This is a genomic window from Pseudomonas sp. LBUM1647 (assembly GCF_059716175.1).
Map to the genome: position 1 here is coordinate 3,279,469 of NZ_CP166809.1, position 23,356 is coordinate 3,302,824.

General features: G+C 58.8%; 17 protein-coding genes and 1 pseudogene. 12 read left to right on the top strand and 6 right to left on the bottom strand.

The genetic code is table 11. The features are described 5' to 3' along the window. Position 1 precedes the first annotated feature (1 nt). Both ACA059_RS14945 and ACA059_RS14950 read left to right on the top strand, forming a co-directional pair. Positions 2 to 277 (top strand): bacteriocin immunity protein, encoded by a 276-nt coding sequence (locus ACA059_RS14945; protein WP_497634682.1) that lies wholly within the window; start codon positions 2 to 4, stop codon positions 275 to 277. A 97-nt stretch (positions 278 to 374) separates the two neighbouring features. Then, positions 375 to 1,919: an S-type pyocin domain-containing protein gene (locus tag ACA059_RS14950; RefSeq protein WP_497634524.1), complete on the top strand. Its 1,545-nt coding sequence runs from the start codon at positions 375 to 377 to the stop codon at positions 1,917 to 1,919. A gap of 78 nt (positions 1,920 to 1,997) precedes the next feature. Here ACA059_RS14950 and ACA059_RS14955 read toward each other — a convergent pair whose 3' ends face one another. Beyond that, positions 1,998 to 2,423: a YciI family protein gene (locus tag ACA059_RS14955; RefSeq protein ID WP_497634525.1), complete on the bottom strand. Its 426-nt coding sequence runs from the start codon at positions 2,421 to 2,423 to the stop codon at positions 1,998 to 2,000. A 117-nt stretch (positions 2,424 to 2,540) separates the two neighbouring features. Here ACA059_RS14955 and ACA059_RS14960 point away from each other — a divergent pair. The 8 genes and pseudogenes from ACA059_RS14960 to ACA059_RS14995 form a co-directional block, all read left to right on the top strand. Then, positions 2,541 to 2,633, top strand: a pseudogene (locus ACA059_RS14960) (polyketide cyclase); the annotation flags it as partial. Between the two features lie 245 nt (positions 2,634 to 2,878). Beyond that, on the top strand, positions 2,879 to 3,379 hold the full coding sequence (gene tpx, locus ACA059_RS14965) for a thiol peroxidase (protein WP_008150862.1): 501 nt from the start codon (positions 2,879 to 2,881) through the stop codon (positions 3,377 to 3,379). Positions 3,380 to 3,556: 177 nt separating this feature from the next. Continuing rightward, entirely contained in the window at positions 3,557 to 4,873 is a 1,317-nt protein-coding gene (locus tag ACA059_RS14970) for an MdtA/MuxA family multidrug efflux RND transporter periplasmic adaptor subunit (RefSeq protein WP_497634526.1), read from the top strand. Further along, on the top strand, positions 4,870 to 7,974 hold the full coding sequence (locus tag ACA059_RS14975) for an MdtB/MuxB family multidrug efflux RND transporter permease subunit (protein ID WP_497634527.1): 3,105 nt from the start codon (positions 4,870 to 4,872) through the stop codon (positions 7,972 to 7,974). Before ACA059_RS14970 ends, ACA059_RS14975 begins: the two co-directional genes overlap by 4 nt. Then, complete coding sequence (locus ACA059_RS14980) at positions 7,971 to 11,078, top strand: efflux RND transporter permease subunit (protein ID WP_497634528.1); 3,108 nt, start codon at positions 7,971 to 7,973, stop codon at positions 11,076 to 11,078. The genes ACA059_RS14975 and ACA059_RS14980 overlap by 4 nt, the downstream gene beginning before the upstream one ends. Then, positions 11,075 to 12,556, top strand: coding sequence for an efflux transporter outer membrane subunit (locus ACA059_RS14985; protein ID WP_497634529.1), 1,482 nt, complete (start codon positions 11,075 to 11,077; stop codon positions 12,554 to 12,556). The genes ACA059_RS14980 and ACA059_RS14985 overlap by 4 nt, the downstream gene beginning before the upstream one ends. Before the next feature lie 314 nt (positions 12,557 to 12,870). Continuing rightward, positions 12,871 to 14,952: a bifunctional diguanylate cyclase/phosphodiesterase gene (locus tag ACA059_RS14990; protein WP_497634530.1), complete on the top strand. Its 2,082-nt coding sequence runs from the start codon at positions 12,871 to 12,873 to the stop codon at positions 14,950 to 14,952. Between the two features lie 93 nt (positions 14,953 to 15,045). Beyond that, entirely contained in the window at positions 15,046 to 15,792 is a 747-nt protein-coding gene (locus tag ACA059_RS14995; protein ID WP_497634531.1) for an SDR family oxidoreductase, read from the top strand. A gap of 146 nt (positions 15,793 to 15,938) precedes the next feature. Here the strand turns inward: ACA059_RS14995 and ACA059_RS15000 are convergent, their stop codons facing one another. The 4 genes from ACA059_RS15000 to ACA059_RS15015 all read right to left on the bottom strand — a co-directional run bounded on the left by ACA059_RS15000 (position 15,939) and on the right by ACA059_RS15015 (position 20,092). Further along, a complete protein-coding gene (locus tag ACA059_RS15000; RefSeq protein WP_497634532.1) occupies positions 15,939 to 16,367 on the bottom strand; it encodes a hypothetical protein in 429 nt (142 codons plus the stop codon). A gap of 292 nt (positions 16,368 to 16,659) precedes the next feature. Beyond that, a complete protein-coding gene (gene mapR / locus ACA059_RS15005; RefSeq protein WP_497634533.1) occupies positions 16,660 to 18,069 on the bottom strand; it encodes a GntR family transcriptional regulator MpaR in 1,410 nt (469 codons plus the stop codon). A 148-nt stretch (positions 18,070 to 18,217) separates the two neighbouring features. Next, positions 18,218 to 19,663, bottom strand: a complete 1,446-nt coding sequence (gene ccoG / locus ACA059_RS15010) for a cytochrome c oxidase accessory protein CcoG (RefSeq protein WP_497634534.1) — start codon at positions 19,661 to 19,663, stop codon at positions 18,218 to 18,220. Positions 19,664 to 19,858: 195 nt separating this feature from the next. Then, the gene (locus ACA059_RS15015; protein ID WP_347804659.1) at positions 19,859 to 20,092 is read right to left on the bottom strand and encodes a DUF3203 family protein; all 234 of its coding nucleotides are present in this window, start codon (positions 20,090 to 20,092) and stop codon (positions 19,859 to 19,861) included. 137 nt (positions 20,093 to 20,229) lie between these two features. On the opposite strand from ACA059_RS15015, the gene ACA059_RS15020 reads away from it, so the two are divergent. Further along, positions 20,230 to 20,727, top strand: coding sequence for an MgtC/SapB family protein (locus ACA059_RS15020; RefSeq protein WP_497634535.1), 498 nt, complete (start codon positions 20,230 to 20,232; stop codon positions 20,725 to 20,727). 69 nt (positions 20,728 to 20,796) lie between these two features. On the opposite strand, the gene ACA059_RS15025 is transcribed toward ACA059_RS15020, so the two are convergent. Further along, positions 20,797 to 20,961 carry a hypothetical protein gene (locus tag ACA059_RS15025; RefSeq protein WP_497634536.1) on the bottom strand — a complete coding sequence of 55 codons (165 nt, stop codon included), beginning with the start codon at positions 20,959 to 20,961 and terminating at the stop codon, positions 20,797 to 20,799. Positions 20,962 to 21,190: 229 nt separating this feature from the next. Between ACA059_RS15025 and ACA059_RS15030 the strand changes: the two genes are divergently transcribed. Further along, complete coding sequence (locus ACA059_RS15030) at positions 21,191 to 23,188, top strand: alpha-1,4-glucan--maltose-1-phosphate maltosyltransferase (protein ID WP_497634537.1); 1,998 nt, start codon at positions 21,191 to 21,193, stop codon at positions 23,186 to 23,188. The last annotated feature ends 168 nt before the right edge of the window (positions 23,189 to 23,356 follow it).

Here is a 23,356-nt window from a genome sequence, read left to right on the forward strand (position 1 = left end):
GATGATTTTTAAAGAGAAACTTCAGGACTACACCGAATCCGAGTTTTTAGAATTTCTGCGCGGTCTTTATGAAGAAAGAGATGATTTGTCCGCTGACGCATTTGATGACTTCATAGTTAAGGGGGTACAGCATTTTGAGTTAGTGACTGAACACCCAGATCGATCTGACGTGATTTTTCATCCTAAGGAAGGGTGTGAAAGTACACCGCAAGACGTGCTGAGGGTTATTAAAGAATGGCGCGCAGCCAATAACAAACCTGGCTTCAAACCCGAGTGACTTGCCACCCATGACTAACTGGCACCTGCTCATAAGGAAATGAGCAGGTGCCATTCTCTTCGGAAGTTTGCAAAAAAGACAAAAGGAAGAACCAAAGATGGAACTTAAAGCAACTCTCAAGGATTACACCGAACCGGAATTCCAGGCGTTGTTAAACAGAATCTGGGCTGTCGATCTGCCGAAACAGGACCACGACCGATTGATCAATCATTTCGACCAGATCGTTGGACACCCCAAAGGCGCAGACTTGTTGTTCTATCCCGCAGAGGATGATTACAACGGCACCAGCACGGGCTCGGTTATGTATTACGTCAAAGACTGGCACCACAAACGGGGAATGCCCGCATTCAAGGGTGAGGGCATTCCCGTTCGGGCACCCGTTGCCGCATGGCCGTCCACGCCGATGACTTTTGCGCAGGTGGCGCAACTGCGAATAGCTCAAAGTCTGGCCGAGGTACAAAAAGTCGCCGTAGACGTCGCGGTTTCGAAGCAGGTTTTAGAACCGGCCTTCGGTCTTTTCGAGCGACGTATCAGGCATCTGCGTAGTCAACAAAGCGCTGATGTAGACATCCGTGGGCGTGAGGCGGACATCCGTAGTCTCGAAACTGCTGAATTTGAATCGCGTCTGGCGGTCAGGCGTTACGAGTTCTGGGAAATGGGGCTCAGATTCAAAAGAGAAGCTGCCCAGCGCGATCTGACTTACGGCCGCGCCGAGCAAGCACAGTGGCAAAACATCCTCCAGCAGGTAACCGCCACTGAGGCGCACTATTTGGCGACGTTGAGCGCCATCAAGCAGCGTCTGCAAGGCCTGCAAGTCGAGGCCGACGCGTTACTGATCAACGCGCAAAGGCAACTGGTTCGCCAACGCCGTCTGGAGGGTGTTGGGCCAACCCAGGCTCCGGGCCTTCTTACAGCGCCCCTTGGTTTTGTTAATTCGCGTCCCAGTGTTTTGCTCAATGGTGCTTTGTCGCAGCCATTGGAAACTCATCGGGTCGCCCTGCAAAAAGCCATACGCTCGGCCGTTGCGGAATTTACGTGGCAGACGACTTCCGCAACCGGTAGCCATTTGGGGCAGTACGCAGCGATCCTGCAGTTTGATTTTTCCAGTCGTGCGGAAACCGAGGTCTATGGGCTGAGCATTCCCCTTGTCGAATTGCTGCCGATTGAGGGGCAGGACTGGCAAAGATTGGCCATGACTCGGGCCGAAGTCGACATTCCTTTTAGAGTCAGCAGCGGTTCTTGCTCCGTACCCGCGGGCACCCTGATGAGAGGTCTCAGAGAAATAACGATGTTGCTACAGGTCGTTCTCACACCCACCAATGGCAACGTGTTGCCATCAACTGTCCGAGTACGTGCTGCCGTTTGGGATGAGCATCTGCACGCGTTCCGTTTCACCGCCGACGGAGTGGCACCGGTAACGATCAACTGGATTGCGCCAGGCACCCTTGAAAACATTCCTGACCTGGCGCCAGCGCCCGAATACAGGTTGGGATTCCTGCGATCTCCGTCCGCGCCACTATTGGAGCCGCTCAGCGATATCAAAGCGATTCAGTTCAATGACTATGTTGTGGTCTTCCCGCCTGAGTCAGGTCTGGACCCGCTTTACGTCATGTTCAGGGATCGGCGTGAGTACCCGGTTTAGCGGGTGAGCGCCAAGCGTAAGATCACGTCCGTCGATAACAAGAAAATATCCAGGACGTGATCGCGGCTGCGCTGCTATTCAGCGTTTCTTCACCTGCGCACGCAGTCGTTCTTCATGCTCCCGCAGCTCCGGTGTGAACTCGTCCCCGAAATCCTCCGCCTCGTACACCTGGCGAATCTCGATCTCGGCGTCGGTGCCTGGCATCGGGTTGGGGCAGCGCTTGACCCACTCAATCGCCTCCTGTTTCGACTTCACCTGCCATATCCAGTAGCCGGCGATCAGCTCCTTGGTTTCGGCGAACGGGCCGTCGATCACCGTGCGCTGGTCACCCGAGAAACGCACACGGGCGCCTTTGCTGCTGGGTTGCAGGCCATCGCACTCGATGAGGATGCCGGCTTTGACCAGTTCCTCGTTGTAGTTGCCCATCGCGGTCATCAGTTCCTCGCTGGGCATCACGCCGGCCTCGGAATCCTGGCTGGCTTTCACAATGATCATGAATCGCATGGTCTTATCTCCGCTGGATGTGAGTGACTCACTGACTAGTCGAATGGCCATCGTCTGAATCGACAGCGCTTCTTACGGAAGACCATTGATTGAGCAGATTTTTTTTCGGAATTAATCATCGACGAAATGATCAAGGGGCCGCTGGCTGCCTTTCGTCATGAACACCGGGTAGCGGCCGGCGAGGGCGGTACGCTGTACACCGACCCTGTGGGAGCGAGCTTGCTCGCGATAGCGGTATAACATTCAACATATGGGGTGACTGCCAGTCCGCCATCGTCGGATCGCCGCCCGGAGCAAGCTCGCTCCCACAGGTTTAGTGTTGATTGTCAGAGTTGTATCCAATTCAGGGGGCGACACTTCACAATTTGTATCTGGGCATAGGTCGTCGGGCCATTTCGTGGTTAACTTCGGCCTCTTCAAAATTCTCTACAACAACGTTCAGAAGGACTCCGTTCATGGCTCAAGTCACTCTTAAAGGCTCCCCGGTTCAAGTCAACGGTCAACTGCCACAAGCCGGTTCCAAGGCGCCAGCCTTTTCCCTGGTTGCCGGCAATCTGTCCGACGTGACCCTGGCGAGCTTCGCCGGCAAGCGCAAAGTGCTGAACATTTTCCCAAGCGTTGATACCCCGACCTGCGCGACTTCGGTTCGCAAGTTCAACGCTCAGGCCAGTGATGTCGCCAACACTGTCGTGCTGTGCATCTCCGCTGACCTGCCGTTCGCTCAAGCGCGTTTCTGCGGCGCCGAAGGCCTGGAAAACGTACAGAACCTGTCGACCCTGCGCGGTGCCGAGTTCATCGAGAACTACGGCGTTGCCATCGCTGACGGCCCGCTCAAAGGCCTGACTGCCCGTGCCGTCGTGGTTCTGGACGAAAACGACAACGTTCTGCACAGCGAACTGGTCAAGGAAATCGCTGAAGAACCTAACTACGAAGCGGCACTTGCTGTTCTGAAGTAAGAGTCGTTTTACAATTGTTAACGGCCTGGCCCTGTCCAGGCCGTTTTCATTTGTGCTTCAGTGTCTTAGAGAAATCTCCTGTTACGTAAGCCGAAGGTAAATTGCCGGTAAAGCCGCTTTGCTTAATGCCCGCCAGTGCTTATCGTTCAGCCTCCTGTAAAGAAGCCCACGCGCCCAATGGTTGATCATTCCATGCAATCCTCCGTTTCCCGTAGTCCCCGTCGCTGGCTGTTTGGCCTGCTTGTCCTGTTGGTCATCGCTGGCCTGTGCTGGAAATTCTGGCCCGCCGGCTCTGCCCAAAAAGAGGGCGCAGGGCAAAAAGCCGTTGCCGGGCATACCGGCAGGTCGGGGGGGATGCGTCCGGGTTTCGGCGGGGCGACCGGACCTGTTCCAGTGCGTGTCGCGCCGGCGGTCAAGGGCGACTTCCCGCTGTACTACAAGGCGCTGGGCACCGTGACGGCGCTGAACACCATTAATGTGCGCAGCCGCGTCGGTGGTGAGCTGATGAAGATCTCATTCGAGGAAGGGCAGATGGTCAAGGCTGGCGATCTGCTGGCTGAAATCGACCCGCGTCCTTACCAGAACGCCTTGCTTCAGGCCGAGGGCACGTTGCTGCAGAACCAGGCACAACTGAAAAACGCCCAGGTCGATGTGGAACGCTATCGCGGCCTGTATCGCGAAGACAGTATCGCCAAGCAGACCCTGGACACCGCCGAAGCGCTGGTGGGCCAGTATCAGGGCACGGTCAAAACCAATCAGGCGGCGGTCAACGACGCCAAGCTCAATCTGGAATTCACCAAGATCCGTGCTCCGATTGCCGGGCGTGTGGGCTTGCGTCAGCTGGATGTCGGCAACCTGGTGGCAGCCAACGACACCACCGCGCTGGTGATCATCACCCAGACCCAACCGATCAGCGTTGCCTTCACCTTGCCGGAAAACAGCCTCGACGTTGTACTGGCGCGCTACCGCACCGGCGCCAAGTTGCCGGCTGAAGCCTGGGACCGTGGCGACACCAAGTTGCAGGCCACTGGCGTCTTGCAGAGCCTGGACAACCAGATCGACGTCACCACCGGCACCCTCAAATTCAAGGCTCGCTACGAGAACCGTGATCAGGCGCTGTTCCCTAATCAGTTCGTCAACGTCCATCTGCTGGCCGACACCCTCAAAGACGTGGTGCTCGCGCCTTCGGCAGCGATTCAGTTCGGCACCAACGGCACGTTTGTCTACGCCCTGGACGGCGACAAGAAAGTCGCGATTCGTCAGTTGAAAGTCGGCGCCAGTGACGGTGAAAACACCGTGATTACTGAAGGCCTGGCCCCTGGGGATCGCGTGGTCCTTGAAGGCACCGACCGCTTGAAGGAAGGCAGCGAAGTGGAAGTGGTCAACGACACCAAGGATGTACCGACCACCCCGACCGGGCACCTGCAAGGCAAATCGGCCACCACCGCGCCTGACGCGACGACCACCGACAAGGCGAAAAAGGGCGGCGCATGAACATCTCGCGGCTGTTCATCCTTCGCCCGGTCGCCACGACCCTGAGCATGCTGGCCATTATCCTGGCTGGCGTGATCGCCTATCGGCTGTTGCCGGTGTCGGCATTGCCTCAGGTCGATTACCCGACCATCCGCGTCATGACGCTGTATCCCGGCGCCAGCCCGGATGTCATGACCAGCGCCGTGACCGCGCCCCTTGAGCGTCAATTCGGGCAGATGCCCGGCCTGACCCAGATGGCTTCGACCAGTTCCGGCGGTGCTTCGGTGCTGACCCTGCGTTTCAGCCTCGACATCAACATGGACGTCGCCGAGCAGCAGGTGCAGGCGGCGATCAACGCTGCGACCAATTTGCTGCCCAAGGACCTGCCGGCGCCGCCGGTGTACAACAAGGTCAACCCGGCGGACACCCCGGTGCTGACCCTGGCCATCACCTCCAAGACCATGCTGCTGCCCAAGCTCAATGATTTGGTCGACACGCGCATGGCACAGAAAATTGCCCAGATCAGCGGCGTCGGCATGGTCAGCATTGCCGGCGGCCAGCGTCAGGCCGTGCGGATCAAGGTCAACCCCGAGGCGCTGGCGGCCAATGGCTTGAACCTGTCTGACGTACGTACCTTGATCGGTGCGTCCAACGTCAACCAGCCAAAGGGCAACTTCGACGGCCCGACCCGGGTGTCGATGCTCGATGCAAACGATCAACTGACCTCGCCCAAGGACTACGCCAACCTGATTCTCGCCTACGCCAACGGCGCGCCGTTGCGGCTCAAGGACGTGGCAGAGATCGTCGATGGCGCGGAAAACGAACGTCTGGCGGCGTGGGCCAACGAAAATCAGGCCGTGCTGCTGAATATCCAGCGTCAGCCTGGCGCCAACGTCATCGAAGTGGTTGACCGGATCAAAGCCCTGCTGCCGAGCATCACCGACAACCTGCCGGCCGGTCTCGAAGTCACCGTGCTGACTGACCGCACCCAGACCATCCGCGCCTCGGTCACCGACGTGCAGCACGAATTGTTGATCGCCATTGCGCTGGTCGTGATGGTGACCTTCCTGTTCCTGCGTCGGGCCAGCGCCACGATCATTCCGTCGGTCGCGGTCCCACTGTCGCTGATCGGCACCTTCGGCGTGATGTACCTCGCGGGTTTCTCGGTCAACAACCTGACTCTGATGGCACTGACCATCGCCACCGGTTTTGTGGTGGACGATGCGATCGTCATGCTGGAGAACATTTCCCGATTTATCGAAGAGGGCGACAGTCCCCTGAATGCGGCGCTCAAGGGCGCCAAGCAGATCGGCTTCACCCTGATCTCCCTGACCCTGTCGCTGATTGCAGTACTGATCCCGTTGCTGTTCATGGCCGACGTGGTGGGGCGGCTGTTCCGTGAATTTGCGATCACTCTGGCGGTGGCGATCCTGATTTCCCTTGTCGTCTCCCTGACCCTGACGCCAATGATGTGCGCGCGGCTGCTCAAGCGTGAACCCAAGGAAGAAGAACAGGGCCGTTTCTACCGGGCCAGCGGCGCCACAATTGATTGGATGATCGCGGCTTACGGGCGCAAGTTAAAGTGGGTTCTCAAGCATCAACCGCTGACCCTGCTGGTGGCGATCGGCACGCTGGCGTTGACCGTATTCCTTTACATGGTGGTGCCCAAGGGTTTCTTCCCGGTGCAGGACACCGGGGTGATCCAAGGGATTTCCGAGGCGCCGCAGTCGATTTCCTTCGCCGCCATGAGTGAACGTCAGCAGGAACTGGCCAAAGTGATCCTGGCGGATCCGGCGGTGGAGAGCTTGTCGTCCTACATCGGCGTCGACGGTGACAACTCGACGCTGAACAGCGGTCGTCTGCTGATCAACCTCAAATCCCACAGCAATCGCGATCTGAGCGCCACCGAAGTGATTGCACGTCTGCAACCGGAACTGGACAAGCTCACCGGCATCCGCCTGTTCATGCAACCGGTGCAGGACCTGACCATCGAAGACCGCGTCAGCCGGACTCAATATCAGTTCAGCATGTCGTCGCCGGACTCGGAGTTGCTGAGTCTGTGGAGCGGTCGTCTGGTGGACGCACTGGCCCAACGGCCGGAGCTGACCGACGTTGCCAGCGATTTGCAGGACAAGGGCTTGCAGGTCTATCTGGTGATTGACCGCGATGCGGCGTCGCGGGTCGGTGTGTCAGTGTCGAACATCACCGATGCGCTGTACGACGCCTTCGGTCAGCGACAGATTTCCACCATCTACACCCAGGCCAGCCAGTACCGCGTGGTGCTGCAATCGCAGTCCGACGAGAAGATCGGTCCGGAGGCGCTGAATCAGATTCACGTGAAAACCACCGACGGCGGGCAAGTGCGCCTGTCCAGTCTGGCGCACATCGAGGAGCGTCAGGCCCAACTGGCGATCACTCACATCGGTCAGTTCCCTGCAGTGATGATGTCCTTCAACCTCGCGCCCGGTGTGGCGCTGGGGCATGCGGTGGAGATCATCGACCAGGTGCAGAAAGACATCGGCATGCCGATTGGCGTGCAGACCCAGTTCCAGGGCGCGGCCGAGGCATTCCAGGCCTCGCTGTCGAGCACCCTGCTGCTGATCCTGGCGGCGGTGGTCACCATGTACATCGTGCTCGGCGTGCTCTACGAGAGCTACATCCACCCGATCACCATTCTCTCGACCTTGCCCTCGGCGGCGGTCGGTGCCTTGCTGGCGTTGCTGTTGAGTGGGAATGATCTGGGCATGATCGCGATCATCGGCATCATTTTGTTGATCGGTATCGTGAAAAAGAACGCGATCATGATGATCGACTTCGCCCTCGACGCTGAACGCAATCAGGGCATGGACCCGGAAACGGCGATCTATCAGGCGGCGCTGCTGCGTTTCCGGCCGATTCTGATGACTACACTGGCCGCGTTGTTCGGCGCGGTGCCACTGATGCTGGCGACCGGTTCAGGTGCGGAATTGCGTCAACCGTTGGGTCTGGTGATGGTGGGTGGCTTGTTGGTGAGTCAGGTGCTGACGCTGTTTACCACTCCGGTCATCTATCTGTATTTCGACCGCCTCGGTCGGCGCTGGGGTCGCAAGCCTGAAGCCGTGGAAGCGGCAGAACAGCCATGAACCTGTCCGGACCTTTCATCAAACGCCCGGTCGCTACGATGTTGCTGAGCCTGGCGATCCTGCTGCTGGGCGGCGTGAGCTTCGGCCTGTTGCCGGTGGCGCCGTTGCCGCAGATGGACTTTCCGGTGATTGTGGTTCAGGCGAGTCTGCCCGGTGCGAGCCCGGAGGTCATGGCCTCGACTGTGGCCACGCCGCTTGAGCGTTCCTTCGGCGCCATTGCCGGGGTCAACACCATGAGCAGCCGCTCCAGTCAGGGCTCGACCCGGGTGATTTTGCAGTTCGACCTGGACCGCGACATCAACGGCGCGGCGCGGGAAGTGCAGGCGGCAATCAACGCTTCGCGCAACCTGCTGCCGAGCGGGATGCGCAGCATGCCGACCTACAAGAAGGTCAACCCGTCTCAGGCGCCGATCATGGTGCTGTCGCTGACCTCCGACGTGCTGGAAAAGGGCCAGCTCTACGATTTGGCCTCGACGATTCTGTCCCAGAGCCTGTCTCAGGTGCAGGGCGTGGGTGAAGTGCAGATCGGCGGCAGTTCTTTGCCGGCGGTGCGCATCGAGCTCGAACCGCAGGCGCTCAACCAGTACGGTGTGGCGCTGGACGATGTGCGTAACACCATCGCCAACGCCAACGTGCGTCGTCCCAAGGGCTCGGTCGAAGATGGCCAGCGGTTGTGGCAGGTTCAGGCCAACGATCAACTCGAGAAAGCCAAGGATTACGAGTCGCTGATCATTCACTACGCGGACGGCGCGGCCCTGCGCCTGAAGGACGTGGCCAAGGTCAGCGACGGCGTCGAAGACCGCTACAACAGCGGCTTCTTCAACAACGACGCGGCGGTACTGTTGGTGATCAACCGCCAGGCCGGCGCCAACATCATCGAGACGGTCAACGAAATCAAGGCTCAACTGCCGGCGTTGCAGGCCGTGTTGCCGGCCAGCGTGAAGCTGAACGTGGCGATGGACCGGTCGCCGGTGATCAAGGCGACCTTGCACGAAGCGGAAATGACCCTGCTGATTGCCGTGGCGCTGGTGATTCTGGTGGTGTTCCTGTTCCTCGGTAACTTCCGCGCCTCGTTGATTCCGACCCTCGCGGTGCCTGTGTCGCTGGTCGGCACCTTTGCGGTGATGTACCTCTACGGATTCTCCCTGAACAACCTGTCGCTGATGGCGCTGATTCTGGCCACCGGCCTGGTGGTGGACGATGCCATTGTGGTGCTGGAGAACATTTCGCGGCACATCGACAAAGGCGTACCGCCGATGAAGGCCGCGTACCTCGGGGCGCAGGAAGTCGGCTTCACCTTGCTGTCGATGAACGTCTCGCTGGTGGCGGTGTTCCTGTCGATCCTGTTCATGGGCGGGATTGTCGAAAGCCTGTTTCGAGAGTTTTCCATTACGTTGGCGGCGTCCATCGTGGTGTCGCTGGTGGTTTCCTTGACGCTGACTCCGATGCTCTGCGCCCGCTGGCTCAAGCCGCATACGCCGGGCGAGGAAAACCGTTTGCAGCGCTGGAGTCAGCGCGCCAACGAGTGGATGGTCGGCAAATACGCCACAAGCCTTGACTGGGTGCTGCGTCACCGCCGGTTGACCTTGCTTAGCCTTTTCGTGACAGTCGGCGTTAACATTGCGTTGTATGTCGTTGTTCCTAAAACATTTATGCCTCAACAGGACACGGGGCAGCTGATCGGTTTCGTGCGCGGCGACGACGGGCTGTCATTCAGCGTGATGCAGCCGAAAATGGAAACCTTCCGCCGTGCCGTGCTCAAGGATGACGCGGTGCAAAGCGTCGCCGGCTTCATTGGCGGCACCAACGGCACCAACAACGCCTTCATGCTGGTGCGGCTGAAACCGATCAAGGAGCGAAATATTTCTGCGCAAAAGGTCATCGAACGCCTTCGCAAGGAAATGCCCAAGGTCGCCGGTGCGCAACTGATGCTGATGGCCGATCAGGACCTGCAGTTTGGTGGCGGTCGTGAACAGACCACGTCCCAGTATTCCTACATCCTGCAAAGCGCCGATCTTGGCGAGTTGCGCGAGTGGTATCCGAAAGTCGTTACCGCACTCAAGGCGTTGCCGGAGCTGACAGCGATTGACGCCCGTGAAGGGCGCGGCGCCCAACAGGTGACCCTGATCGTCGACCGTGATCAGGCCAAACGCCTGGGCGTCGACATGGACATGGTCACCGCGGTGCTGAACAACGCCTACAGCCAGCGGCAGATTTCGACGATTTACGACAGCCTTAACCAGTATCAGGTGGTCATGGAGGTCAATCCGAAATATGCCCAGGACCCGATCACCCTCAAACAGGTTCAGGTGATCACCGCTGACGGTGCGCGGATTCCGCTCTCGACCATCGCTCATTACGAAAACAGCCTGGAAGACGACCGCGTCAGCCACGAAGGCCAGTTCGCCTCCGAGAGCATTTCCTTCGACATGGCCGAAGGCGTGACGGTGGAGCAGGGCACGGCAGCCATTGAGCGGGCCATTGCCAGACTGGGTATGCCGGAAGACGTGATCGTGAAAATGGCAGGCACCGCCGACGCCTTTGCCGCGACCCAGCAGAGCCAGCCGTGGATGATTCTCGGGGCGCTGGTGGCGGTGTATCTGGTGCTCGGTGTGCTGTATGAAAGCTACATCCATCCGCTGACCATTCTCTCGACCTTGCCGTCGGCCGGGGTCGGCGCGTTGCTGTCGATTTATGCGCTGGGCGGTGAGTTCAGTCTGATCTCGTTGCTCGGGCTGTTCCTGCTGATCGGCGTGGTGAAGAAAAACGCCATTCTGATGATCGACCTGGCCTTGCAGCTGGAACGGCATCAGGGCATGGCGCCGCTGGAATCGATTCGCAGCGCTTGCTTGCAACGTCTGCGGCCGATTCTGATGACCACCCTGGCGGCGATCCTCGGCGCGTTGCCGTTGCTGCTGAGCCGCGCCGAAGGTGCGGAAATGCGTCAGCCATTGGGCCTGACCATCATTGGCGGGCTGATCTTCAGCCAGGTGCTGACCCTTTACACCACCCCAGTGGTTTACCTCTATCTCGACAAACTGCGCCATCGCTTCAACCACTGGCGTGGGGTACGTACCGATGCTGCTCTGGAAACTCCGCTATGACTGACCGTTCGCTTATCACTCTGGCTGCACCGCTGGTAACGGCCCGAGGCTCGCGTTTGTTGAGCCTGGCGCTGTGCGTGGCGATGCTCAGCGCCTGCGCCATCGGCCCGGATTACCAGCGCCCGCAAGCGGCTGCGCCGGCGCAATATAAGGAAGCGGCAGGCTGGCGTCAGGCCAATCCCAGCGATTCCCTGGCCCGAGGCGCCTGGTGGGAGTTGTATGGCGATCAGCAGCTCAATGGCCTGATCGAACAACTCAACAGTTCCAACCAGACTGTCGCGCAATCCGAAGCCCAGTACCGTCAGGCCCAGGCCTTGGTGCGCAGTGCCCGTGGCGCGTTTTTCCCCACCGTGGACCTGACCGTCGGGAAAAACCGCTCCAGCCAGGGCACCGGCAGCAGCAGTTCGAGCCTGACCAGTTCTTCCAGCGGGATTCGCGACACTTACACCGCACAGGCCGGAGTCAGTTGGGAGGCCGACGTTTGGGGGAAACTGCGCCGAGGCCTTGAAGCCGACACCGCCAACGCCGAGGCGAGTTTTGCCGATCTGGCGGCGATGCGCTTGAGCCAGCAGTCGGAACTGGTGCAGAACTATCTGCAACTGCGCGTGATCGACGAGCAGAAACGCCTGCTGGAAGCGACGGTCGAGGCCTATCAGCGCTCGCTGAAAATGACCGAAAACCAGTATCGCGCCGGTGTCTCCGGCAAGGATGCTGTGGCGCAGGCCCAGACTCAGCTCAAAAGCACCCAGGCTGACATGGTTGATTTGATCTGGCAGCGTGCTCAATTCGAGAACGCCATTGCCGTACTGATCGGGCTACCGCCGGCCGAGTTCAACCTGGCTGAAACCAAAAACATCCCAGCGTTGCCCGAGATACCGCTGAGCCTGCCTTCGCAATTGCTCGAGCGCCGCCCGGACATCGCCTCCGCTGAACGCTCGGTGATGGCCGCCAATGCCAACATCGGCGTGGCCAAGGCGGCCTATTACCCGGACTTCACCCTGAGTCTGAACGGTGGTTACAGCAGCAGCACCTCTTCGAACTGGATCAGCGTGCCGAACCGCTTCTGGTCGGTCGGACCGCAATTGGCCATGACCTTGTTCGACGGCGGTCAGCGCTCAGCGGAAGTTGACCGCAGCGAAGCGGCCTACGACGAAACAGTGGCCAAGTACCGCCAGACCGTGCTCGATGGCTTCCGCGAAGTGGAAAACTATCTGGTGCAGCTCAAGGTTCTGGAAGACGAAGCGGGCGTGCGCCAGGAAGCACTGAACGCGGCGCGTGAGTCTTTGCGTCTGACCGAGAACCAGTACAAGGCCGGGGTGATCGCTTATCTCGATGTGGTGGTCGTTCAGGCCACAGCGTTGAACAATGAACGCAGCGTGCTGAGCCTGTTGCAGAGCCGGTTGATTGCCAGCGTGCAGTTAATTGCTGCATTGGGTGGTGGCTGGGATGGGGCGTTGCAAGTGAGTGAAAAAGAGTAGCGCCCACTTCTCTGACGACAACTCGATGTGGCGAGGGGATTTATCCCCGTTCGGCTGCGAAGCAGTCGTAATCCATTGGACGCGGTGTGGCTGGAAAAACAGGGGCCGCTTCGCAGCCCAACGGGGATAAATCCCCTCGCCACAACGCAACTGCTACTGCCGGACGCGGCCGTCGCGAGGTGTCAAACAAGTGTTTCATCGGCTTGATGGCCTTTTGCTTATTTTGTCAGTGCGTTCTTTTGCGCAATCAGTACAATCGCCCAATTTGCCCCCCGAGAATGGAAGCAGTACGGAGGGCTGTCGCGAGTAGTCTCATGCTTATCGGTAGCTATTCCCCCACGCTGGTTATCATCTCGCTTTTTGTGGCGATTCTCGCCTCCTATACCGCGCTCGACCTGACCGAACGCATCGCCACGGCCAAGGGCCGGGCCGTGCATCTATGGACGGCGGGCGGCGCCTTTGCCATGGGGGTTGGCGTGTGGTCGATGCATTTCATCGGCATGCTCGCGTTCAAATTGCCCATCGACCTCGGTTACGACGTCGGCATTACGTTGCTGTCACTGCTGATTGGCATCCTGTCCTGCGGCTTTGCCCTGTGGCTGGTCAGCCAGCCAAAATTGCCAGCCTGGCAATTGGCATTCGGCGCGCTGGTCATGGGCAGCGGGATCAGCGCCATGCACTACACCGGCATGGCTGCCATGCGAATGCAGCCGGGTATCGATTACGATCCGACGCTGTTCGGCGCCTCGCTGCTGATCGCCGTGGTCGCCTCGGGCGCCGCGTTGTGGATCGCTTTCCGCCTGCGCCAACACACACCTTATGTCGGCCTGATCCGTGGCGGTGCGGCGGTGATCATGGGCCTCGCGATCGTCGGCATGCACTACACCGGCATGGCAGCGGCGCGTTTCCCGGATGGCAGCTTCTGTGGCGCGGCCGTCAGCGGCCTGAACGGCAAGGGCCTGGACAATCTGGTGCTGATCACTACCCTGGCAGTGTTGAGCCTTGCCTTGTTGACCTCGATCCTCGATGCGCGCCTTGAGGCCCGCACCGCAGGACTTGCCCACTCATTGACCAAGGCCAACCGCGAACTGACCCAACTGGCCCTGCATGACACCCTGACCGGCCTGCCGAATCGCGTGTTGCTGGCTGATCGCATCGATCAGGCGATGTCGATGGTGCAGGAGCAGGGCGGTTGTTTCGCGTTGATGTTCATCGATCTGGACGGTTTCAAACCGGTCAACGATGCCTTTGGGCACCATATGGGCGATCTGTTGTTGCGTGAGGTCGGCTTGCGCCTGCGCGAGGATTTGCGCAGCCAGGACACCCTGGCACGGATCGGCGGTGATGAGTTCGTATTACTGGTGCAACTCGGCGAGCAGAATGACGCATTGAACCTGGCGGCCCGTCAGGTCGGGCTGATCGGGCGTTCGTTCCGGGTCGGCGAACATGACTTGCAGATTTCCGCCAGCGTCGGCATCGCGATCTATCCGGGCAACGGTGAAACCGCCGAGGAATTGCTGATGAACTCTGACGCGGCGATGTACCACGCCAAGGGCGCCGGCAAAAACGGCTACAGCTTCTTCGATGCCTCGATGAACAGCAACGCGCGCAAACAGCTGCAGTTATTGCAGGACTTGCGTATCGCCATTGATCAGCAGCAATTCAGTCTCTATTACCAACCCAAGTTCGATGCCAACAATGGTCGACCGGTCGGCGCCGAGGCGTTGCTGCGCTGGGTGCACCCGACCCAGGGCATGTTGCTCCCGGACAAGTTCATCGAACTGGCGGAAAAAACCGGGCTGATCATTCCGATTGGCGAGTGGGTGCTCAACGAAGCCTGCCGTCAGATGCGCGAGTGGTACGTACTCGGGTACACCGACTGGCGCATCGCGGTGAACCTTTCAGCCTTGCAGTTCTGCCACGTGGGTCTGGTCCAGAGCGTCGCCAAAGCCTTGGCCACTCACCATTTGCCGGCCAACAGCCTGACCCTCGAGATCACAGAAACCACCGCCATGAGCGATGCCGATGCGAGCATGACGGTGCTTCAGGAACTGTCGACAATGGGTGTCGATCTGTCGATCGACGACTTTGGCACCGGCTATTCGAGCTTGATGTACCTCAAGCGCTTACCCGCCAACGAACTTAAGATCGATCGTGGTTTTGTCCGCGACCTGGAGCGTGACAGCGATGACGCCGCCATCGTTTCCGCCATCGTCGCCCTCGGCCAGGCACTGGGGTTGCGGATCGTCGCCGAAGGGGTGGAAACCAACTCGCAGCAAGACTTCCTGACGCAACTCGGGTGTGATTCGCTTCAGGGTTATCTGCTCGGGCACCCGCTGCCGGCCGAACGTTTCATGGTAGATATTCTGCGTGCAGAGCAATTGGCGGTGAGTTGAGAACACTGTGATTGATGTGAGCCCATGCAAAAGCCAGCGATGACGGTTATTCTTGGCCCCGACTGCTAACGCTTGGAATGGGGGAAATTTCGCATGGACAAAGTCATCGTCATCACTGGCGGCAGCCGCGGTATCGGCGCCGCCACAGCCCTGTTGGCCGCCGAACAAGGCTATCGGATCTGCATCAACTACCTGGCCGACGAATCCGCTGCGCAAACTGTGCTGGAACAAGTCCGCGCCCTCGGCGCCCAAGCCATCGCGGTGCGCGCTGACGTCAGCATCGAAGATGAAGTGATCGCGCTGTTCCACCGCGTGGACACTGAGTTGGGCCGGGTCACGGCACTGGTGAATAACGCCGGCACCGTCGGGCATAAGTCCCGAGTCGATGAAATGTCCGAATTCCGTATTCTCAAAATCCTCAGAACCAACGTCCTGGCGCCGATCCTCTGCGCCAAACACGCGATCCTGCGCATGTCGCCCAAGCATGGCGGGCAGGGTGGCAGCATCGTTAACGTGTCCTCGGTGGCCTCACGCCTGGGCGCGCCCAGTGAATACGTCGACTACGCCGCCTCCAAAGGTGCGCTCGATACCTTCACCATCGGCCTGTCCAAAGAAGTGGCTGGCGAAGGCATCCGCGTCAACGCCGTGCGCCCTGGTTACATCTACACCGATTTCCATGCGTTGAGCGGTGACCCGGATCGGGTCAGCAAGCTGGAGTCGGCGATTCCGATGGCTCGGGGCGGGCGTCCGGAAGAAGTGGCTGAGGCGATTGTGTGGTTGCTGTCGGACAAGGCGTCTTATGCGACCGGGACGTTTATAGACCTCGGTGGTGGACGATAACAGCGTCGCCCGCAACAACTTGCGAGCCATTGTCGAGTAGTAGTTTGTTGGGTTATTTTTCGAGCGTAGTAAAATAGCCAATTCAAGTGATTTCGCAGACTTTCTGAGAGATCACTTGTTGGCTTTGGTTTTATTGATTTTGTAAGTTATTTTTCTGTTATTGAAATGTCGTCGTAATGAATATACTGGGACGGAGTGAGATTACCTTCGACCTCTGCGGAAATATAAAAGTGTTTACCTAATAAATAGGTGCGTGAATATTCGGCTTCGATTTCATGCCATTTGCCATCAACTTTTGGCGGCGGAAGGGACAAGGTTTCGCCAAAGCCAACCAGGAGCTCTTTGATCTTGACTCCTTCACTGATGCGCATCCGAAATTTTACAGTTGCCTTTTCCGGGAATTCTTCGAAGGCTTTCTGTATCGAGTAGGGTTGGTTACCATCAAACCAAGCGAAGGTGAAGTAAGCGTTCCCTTCTTCTTTTTCAGTTCTGTGTGTGCCACTTATGGCGCGCCATCCATTAAAATTGCCATTCTCAAAGTCAGAAAAGTCATTAAGTTTTTGTTGGGTGATCATCTTGAGTATCCTCGCTATCCCGTAACTATTGGTGGCTGTTTTTTGAGCGGTTAGTTTGTGCTCGAATAGAAATCTAAGTTATTTTCTGGATGAGCGTCTACTGTCAAAAGTATCAGGTTTTACGCATTTTAATGACCGCCGGTCGGACGACCGTCATTGTGAGCTGAGGTGGCTGGTGCCCGTCAATCTGCACAATTAACTCAAACGTTTTCTGTTCTGAGCGGTGGCCCATCGAGTTTGTACCCGCCATACAGAGTGAGTACAGAGTTGCACAAAGAGCGATAGATGAGTGTTAGAACGACCGCACAATCCGGCCCAACGTCTCCATCGCCTTCTCGGCTATCTCATCCCAGGGGCTGCCGTAGTTCAGCCGAATACAATTCCTGAAGCGCTGGGTCGGTGAAAAGATCGGCCCGGGCGCAATGCTGATCCCTTGCGCCAACGCCATCTGAAACAACTTCAGCGAATCCATCTGCGGTGGCAATTCCAGCCACAGGAAGTAACCGCCGGCCGGTTGACTGACGCGGGTTTGCGCCGGGAAGTAGCGCGCGATAGCGGCGAGCATGGCGCTTTGCTGTTCTTCAAGGGCGTAGCGCAGTTTTCGCAGGTGCCGGTCGTAGCCGCCGTGTTGCAGGTAATCGGCAATGGCCGCCTGGGCCGGCATCGACGCGCACAGCGACGTCATGAGTTTCAGCCGTTCGATCTTCTGCGCATAGCGCCCGGCGGCGACCCAACCGATGCGGTAGCCGGGGGCCAGGCTTTTGGCGAACGAACCGCAATGCATCACCAGCCCTTCGGTATCAAAAGCCTTGGCCGGTTTCGGCGCCTGTTGGCCGTAATAGAGTTCGGCGTAGACGTCGTCTTCGATCAGCGGCACCTGATGGCTGCGCAATAGCTCAACCAGTTCCTGTTTCTTCGCCTCGGGCATCGTCGCGCCCATCGGGTTCTGGAAGCTGGTCATGCACCAGACAGCCTTGATCGGGTGCCGTGCCAGGGTTTGCGCAAGTACGCCAAGGTCGATGCCATCGCGCGGATGCACAGGGATTTCCACGGCTTTGAGCTTCAGCCGCTCCAGGATTTGCAGGCAGGCGTAGAACGCCGGGGCTTCGATGGCCACCAGATCGCCGGGCTCGGTGACCGCTTGCAAGCACAGGTTCAGCGCTTCCAGCGCGCCGTTGGTAATCAGCAGTTCTTCCATGGGCAGCATCAGTCCGCCGACCATGTAGCGCAGGGCGATTTGACGACGCAATTGTGGGTTGCCCGGCGACATGTCGGTGACGACCATGCGCGGGTCCATCTCTCGGGCAGCGCTGGCCAGAGAGCGGGACAACCGTTGCAGCGGGAACAGGGTCGGGCTGGGGAAGGCCGAGCCGAAGGGCACGGTGTTCGGGTCCTTGATCGAATCGAGGACCGAGAACACCAGTTCGCTGACGTCGACTTCGGTGGACTCATTGACCTGACTGCTGATCACCGGCTCCGAGAACGGGCTCGGCGCGTGTGCGTTGACGAAGTAGCCGGAACGCGGGCGAGCGCGGATCAGGCCGCGGCGTTCGAGCAGGTAGTAGGCCTGGAACACCGTGGACGGGCTGACCCCGTAAGTCTGGCTGGCGTAGCGCACCGACGGCACGCGCTGGCCGGGGCCGAGAACGCCGGAGCGGATCAGTTCAGCGATGTCATCGGCGAATTTTTCGTAGCGTTTCATCGAGTGCCTGGATGGGTGTCATTCATTGAAAAAATGGGTGGCAGTCAGGTCGCCAAAGATCGCAGCCTTCGGCAGCTCCTACAATGGATCGGCGTATACCCGTAGGAGCTGCCGAAGGCTGCGATCTTTGGCTTTGCATCTTAAAGGCTCAACGATTCATCGGCGCAACAAACCGGCTCTTCGCCACGCTATAAATCTCAGGCTCATCGCTGTCGACAATCTTGAAGCTGATCGTCTGCGAACTGCTGCTCGGTCGTTCCGTGGTCATCGCCACCGACACCGGCACATCCACAATCTCGCCCGGTGCCAGGCTCAGTTCAGTCTTGCCTTGCAGCAGGAAGCCTTCGCCATCGACCAGGGTCAGACGGTAATCCTGACGTTGCTGGGTCTTGTTGATGACTTTCAGGCTGTAGATGTTTTCGATCTGCCCCTGACTGTTCTCGCGGAACAGGCCACGGTCCTTGCTCACGTCCAGCGACACCATTGGCCGCTCCACCAGCGCCAGGGCAAGCGCACCGATCATCACCAGCAGGACCGCGGTGTAGCCGATCAAACGCGGCCGCAACAAATGAGTCTTGCCACCTTGCAATTGATGCTCCGAGGTGTAGCTGATCAGCCCGCGGGCGTAGCCCATTTTGTCCATGATCGAATCACAGGCGTCGATACACGCGGCGCAGCCGATGCATTCCATCTGCAAGCCGTCGCGGATGTCGATGCCGGTCGGGCAGACTTGCACGCACACCTGGCAGTCGATGCAATCACCGAGGCCGACTTCTGCCGGTGCCACGTCACGTTTGCGCGGGCCACGGTTTTCGCCACGGGCCACGTCGTAGGAGATGGTCAGGGTGTCTTTGTCGAACATCACGCTCTGGAACCGTGCGTACGGACACATGTGCATGCACACCGCTTCACGCAACCAACCGGCGTTGATGTAAGTCGCGCCGGTAAAGAACAGCACCCAGAACAGGCTGACGCCGCCCATCTGCAAGGTCAGCAGTTCTTCGGCCAGCGGCCGGATCGGGGTGAAATAGCCGACAAAGGTCAGGCCGGTCAACAGGCTGATGGCCAGCCACAAGGTGTGCTTGGCCGAGCGGCGGAACAGTTTGTTCAGGCCCCAGGGGGCGGCTTGCAGCTTGATCCGCTGGTTGCGTTCGCCTTCGGTGAGCTTCTCGCACCACATGAAGATCCAGGTCCAGGAGCTCTGTGGGCAGGTGTAACCGCACCAGACTCGCCCGGCGAACACGGTGATCGCAAACAGGCCGAACGCGGCAATGATCAGCAGCGCGGACAGCAGGATGAAATCCTGCGGCCAGAAGGTCGCACCGAAGATGTGGAATTTGCTTTCGGAAAGGTCCCAGAGCACAGCCTGGCGGCCGCCCCAGTTCAACCACACCGTGCCGAAGAACAGCAAAAACAGAAACCCCGCGCCGCTCATGCGCAGGGTGCGGAATAAACCGGTGAAGCTGCGGGTGTGGATCAGGTTGTCGCTGGACTTGGCCTTCATCTTTGGACGCGAAGGCTCATAGCTCTGCACTGAAGGGTTCTGTATTAAAGGGGCGGTTTCTACGGTTCGGACGGGGATTCTATCGCTCATGGTCTTTCGCTCATCAGCCTCCATCAGGCCTGAGCACTATGAGCGGCGATCTGTTTGCATAACAGACTCACCTATTGCAATAAAAAGCGGATCAGATGGGCATTGATCCGCTGCCTGCGACAAGTTGATGCACCCGCAGCAGCGGGACGCAGGCGCCTATATCAAGCGTCTGCGGGTGTTGTTGATCCGGGTCAGTCAAATCACCGAATCACTGTCGGTGGCCTTCAAATGCTTACGCCCGTCGACTGCGCCTGCTACGGTCAATGCGTCTGCTTCTGCTTCGGTGATGTAGACGCGCTGGCCATCGAGCTCCACCGCCGACATGGCTTTTTCCGGGTCGGTAATGATGGTGACGTCTGGACACAGACGAATTTCTTCGCCGTTTTCGGTAATGAAGAAGCAGGTCTGGTTTTCGATGCGCACAGTCATGAAGGTGTCCTTTTTTCTGTGGGTTCTAACGTGTTAGGGCACTGCCGAGGATCATCGTTCTGTGCAACCGATTAATGGTCGACGCGGTCCATCCTCAATAGAGCAACTTTCTATTCAGTCATCACAAGGACAACACCATGAACGTCTGGTGGCATGAGGTTTGGGTGACCCTGCAAGCGGAGTTCGCCGACATTGGCGACGCTTCACAACTGACGCGCATTACCGTGCGTTTGCTGATGGCTGCGGTGTTGGGCGGGATTCTCGGCTTCGAACGGGAGCACAAGGGCAAGGCCGCCGGGGTTCGCACCCACATGCTGGTGGCCCTCGGTGCCGCGCTGTTCGTGCTGGTGCCGCAAATGTCCGGCTCACAGGCCGATGCCATGAGCCGGGTGGTGCAGGGTGTGATCGCGGGGATCGGTTTTCTTGGCGCAGGGACTATTCTGAAAAACAACGAGGGCGACGAGGGACACGTCAAAGGCCTGACCACCGCCGCCGGATTGTGGATGACTGCCGCCATTGGTGTCTCGGCCGGGTTGGGGCGAGAGGCGACGGCGGTGTTCAGTACGTTGCTGGCGTTGGCTATTTTCAGTGTGATGCCGAAGATCGTAAAAATGCTTGACCGCGATCCCCCGTAGGAGCTGCCGAAGGCTGCGATCTCTTGATGTTGCTTTTCAAGATCAAAAGATCGCAGCCTTCGGCAGCTCCTACGGTGTGACAACCACCGGCGGCATCGTCTCTGGTGGGTCTTCCCGAGGTGGCGGTGTGGTGCCGGGCGGGTCTTGCTCAGGCACCGGCGTAGGCTCGGTCGGCGGAATGGTCGGGCTGTCGATGTTTGGATCAGGCGTTTCGGCAGGGATCGGAATGCTCATGGTTTTTGCCTCCAGTGGCACATGGCGTAAGTCGTGCTTAAGTGTGTTGACCACCGTGCAAAGGAATTGATTCCACCGAAGACCCAGGCAAATCCTCGTGAACTTTCCCGGTGCCTGTCGCTCGGAACCTAAGTGAGTTCATTCCGGAGCGGACGGCCCTGCGGGGTAACTATCCAGTGACAAGCCATAGACACAAGAGCGTCCATGGGGCGTAAAGGAGAGATGCTCGATGACTGCTGAAAAACCGACAGAGCTGAACTACAACCCTCATATGCCGCTGTCGCAGGCTTTACTGCTACCGCGCATCGCCATCGAAAACACCATGCCGACCCTCGATGGCGGGCAGTTCGCCGTCAAAGCCGTGGTGGGTCAGGACGTGGTGGTGACCAGCAAAGTGTTTGCCGACGGTCACGACAAGTTGGCCGTGCGCATACGCTCGCGTGCCGAGGGTGATGAGACCTGGCAAAGCGAAGTCATGACTGACCTGGGCAATAACGGTTGGCAGGGCCAGTTCCGGGTCGCGCGCCAGGGCCGCTATGTGTTTTGTATCGAAGCCTGGATCGATCAGTTCGCCAGCTTCTGTTATGAGCTGGAGAAAAAACACGCAGCCAGAGTGCCGATCAGCCTGGAACTGCAGGAAGGGCGGACTCAAGTCCAGCAAGCCGCCGAACGCACCGAAGGGCAGCTGAGTGAACAACTGGCGACGCTGCACCATGAATTGTCGGGTCTGCTCGAAATCGAGCAGGTCGAGCTGTTTCTGCACCCAAGTAGCGCCGAGCTGATGTCGCTGGCCGATCATCGGGCCTATTTGAGCATCAGCCCTGAGTACCCGCTCGACGTCGAACGGGACCTGGCGCAGTTCGCCAGTTGGTATGAATTGTTTCCGCGTTCGATCACTGACGATCCGGCCCGTCATGGCACCTTCAACGATGTGCATTCGCGGCTGCCGATGATCCAGGACATGGGCTTCGATGTGCTGTACTTCCCGCCGATCCACCCGATCGGCCGCAGTTACCGCAAAGGCCCGAACAATTCCCTGATCGCCGGGCCGGACGATCCGGGCAGTCCGTATGCCATCGGCAGCGAAGAAGGCGGGCATGAGGCGATTCATTCAGAGCTGGGCAGCCGCGAAGACTTCCGTCGACTTGTCGCGGCGGCCGCAGACCATGGACTGGAAATCGCCCTGGATTTTGCGATTCAGTGTTCCCAGGATCACCCGTGGCTGCAACAGCATCCGGGCTGGTTCAACTGGCGGCCGGACGGCACGATCAAATACGCCGAGAACCCGCCGAAAAAATACCAGGACATCGTCAACGTTGATTTCTATGCCAGCGACGCGATCCCGAGTCTGTGGGTCGAGTTGCGCGACATCGTGGTGGGTTGGGTCGAAGAGGGCGTGAAGCTGTTTCGCGTCGATAACCCTCACACCAAACCGCTGCCGTTCTGGCAATGGCTGATTGCTGATGTGCGGGCGCTGTATCCCGAGGTGATCTTCCTGGCCGAAGCCTTCACCACCCCGGCAATGATGGCGCGGTTGGGCAAGGTCGGTTACTCCCAGAGCTACACCTACTTCACTTGGCGCAACAACAAGTCCGAGCTGGCGACCTACTTCACCGAACTCAATGAGTCACCGTGGCGCGAATGCTTCCGGCCGAACTTCTTCGTGAATACCCCGGACATCAACCCGGCGTTTTTGCATGAATCCGGGCGTGCCGGATTTCTGATCCGCGCCGCGCTGGCAACCATGGGCTCCGGTCTGTGGGGCATGTATTCAGGCTTCGAACTGTGTGAAGCGGCACCGGTGCCGGGTAAGGAGGAGTACCTCAATTCCGAGAAGTATGAAATCCGCCCGCGAGACTTCAACGCGCCGGGCAACATCATTGCCGAGATCGCCCAGCTCAACCGCATCCGCCGGCAGAACCCGGCGCTGCAGACGCACTTGGGCTTGAAGGTCTACAACGCCTGGAACGACAACATTCTGTATTTCGGCAAACGCAGCGCGGATGGCAGCAATTTCATTCTGGTGGCCGTCAGCCTTGATCCGCTTAACGTCCAGGAAGGGAATTTCGAATTGCCGCTGTGGGAAATGGGCTTGCCCGACGACGCCAGCACCCAGGGCGAAGACTTGATGAGCGGTCATCGCTGGACCTGGCACGGCAAGTACCAATTCATGCGGATCGACCCGGCGCATCAACCGTTCGGGATCTGGCGGATCACAACCTCCTGACTGTGTGGTGAGGGGGCTTCTGTGGTGAGAGGGCTTCGTGGTGTGGGGATTTTTGTGGCGAGGGGATTTATCCCCGTTGGGCCGCGAAGCGGCCCCCAGATAAACCAGATAAACCAGATAAACCAGACAACCCATTCCTCCCGTCAGATTTGGATTCACAGTATTTAC

Excerpts from the sequence above, each read along its gene's own strand:
- ACA059_RS14945 (WP_497634682.1), top strand. The coding sequence starts at position 2 with ATGATTTTTAAAGAGAAACTTCAGGACTACACCGAATCCGAGTTTTTA.
- ACA059_RS14950 (WP_497634524.1), top strand. The coding sequence starts at position 375 with ATGGAACTTAAAGCAACTCTCAAGGATTACACCGAACCGGAATTCCAG.
- ACA059_RS14955 (WP_497634525.1), bottom strand. The coding sequence starts at position 2,423 with ATGCGATTCATGATCATTGTGAAAGCCAGCCAGGATTCCGAGGCCGGC.
- tpx (WP_008150862.1), top strand. The coding sequence starts at position 2,879 with ATGGCTCAAGTCACTCTTAAAGGCTCCCCGGTTCAAGTCAACGGTCAA.
- ACA059_RS14970 (WP_497634526.1), top strand. The coding sequence starts at position 3,557 with ATGGTTGATCATTCCATGCAATCCTCCGTTTCCCGTAGTCCCCGTCGC.
- ACA059_RS14975 (WP_497634527.1), top strand. The coding sequence starts at position 4,870 with ATGAACATCTCGCGGCTGTTCATCCTTCGCCCGGTCGCCACGACCCTG.
- ACA059_RS14980 (WP_497634528.1), top strand. The coding sequence starts at position 7,971 with ATGAACCTGTCCGGACCTTTCATCAAACGCCCGGTCGCTACGATGTTG.
- ACA059_RS14985 (WP_497634529.1), top strand. The coding sequence starts at position 11,075 with ATGACTGACCGTTCGCTTATCACTCTGGCTGCACCGCTGGTAACGGCC.
- ACA059_RS14990 (WP_497634530.1), top strand. The coding sequence starts at position 12,871 with ATGCTTATCGGTAGCTATTCCCCCACGCTGGTTATCATCTCGCTTTTT.
- ACA059_RS14995 (WP_497634531.1), top strand. The coding sequence starts at position 15,046 with ATGGACAAAGTCATCGTCATCACTGGCGGCAGCCGCGGTATCGGCGCC.
- ACA059_RS15000 (WP_497634532.1), bottom strand. The coding sequence starts at position 16,367 with ATGATCACCCAACAAAAACTTAATGACTTTTCTGACTTTGAGAATGGC.
- mapR (WP_497634533.1), bottom strand. The coding sequence starts at position 18,069 with ATGAAACGCTACGAAAAATTCGCCGATGACATCGCTGAACTGATCCGC.
- ccoG (WP_497634534.1), bottom strand. The coding sequence starts at position 19,663 with ATGAGCGATAGAATCCCCGTCCGAACCGTAGAAACCGCCCCTTTAATA.
- ACA059_RS15015 (WP_347804659.1), bottom strand. The coding sequence starts at position 20,092 with ATGACTGTGCGCATCGAAAACCAGACCTGCTTCTTCATTACCGAAAAC.
- ACA059_RS15020 (WP_497634535.1), top strand. The coding sequence starts at position 20,230 with ATGAACGTCTGGTGGCATGAGGTTTGGGTGACCCTGCAAGCGGAGTTC.
- ACA059_RS15025 (WP_497634536.1), bottom strand. The coding sequence starts at position 20,961 with ATGAGCATTCCGATCCCTGCCGAAACGCCTGATCCAAACATCGACAGC.
- ACA059_RS15030 (WP_497634537.1), top strand. The coding sequence starts at position 21,191 with ATGACTGCTGAAAAACCGACAGAGCTGAACTACAACCCTCATATGCCG.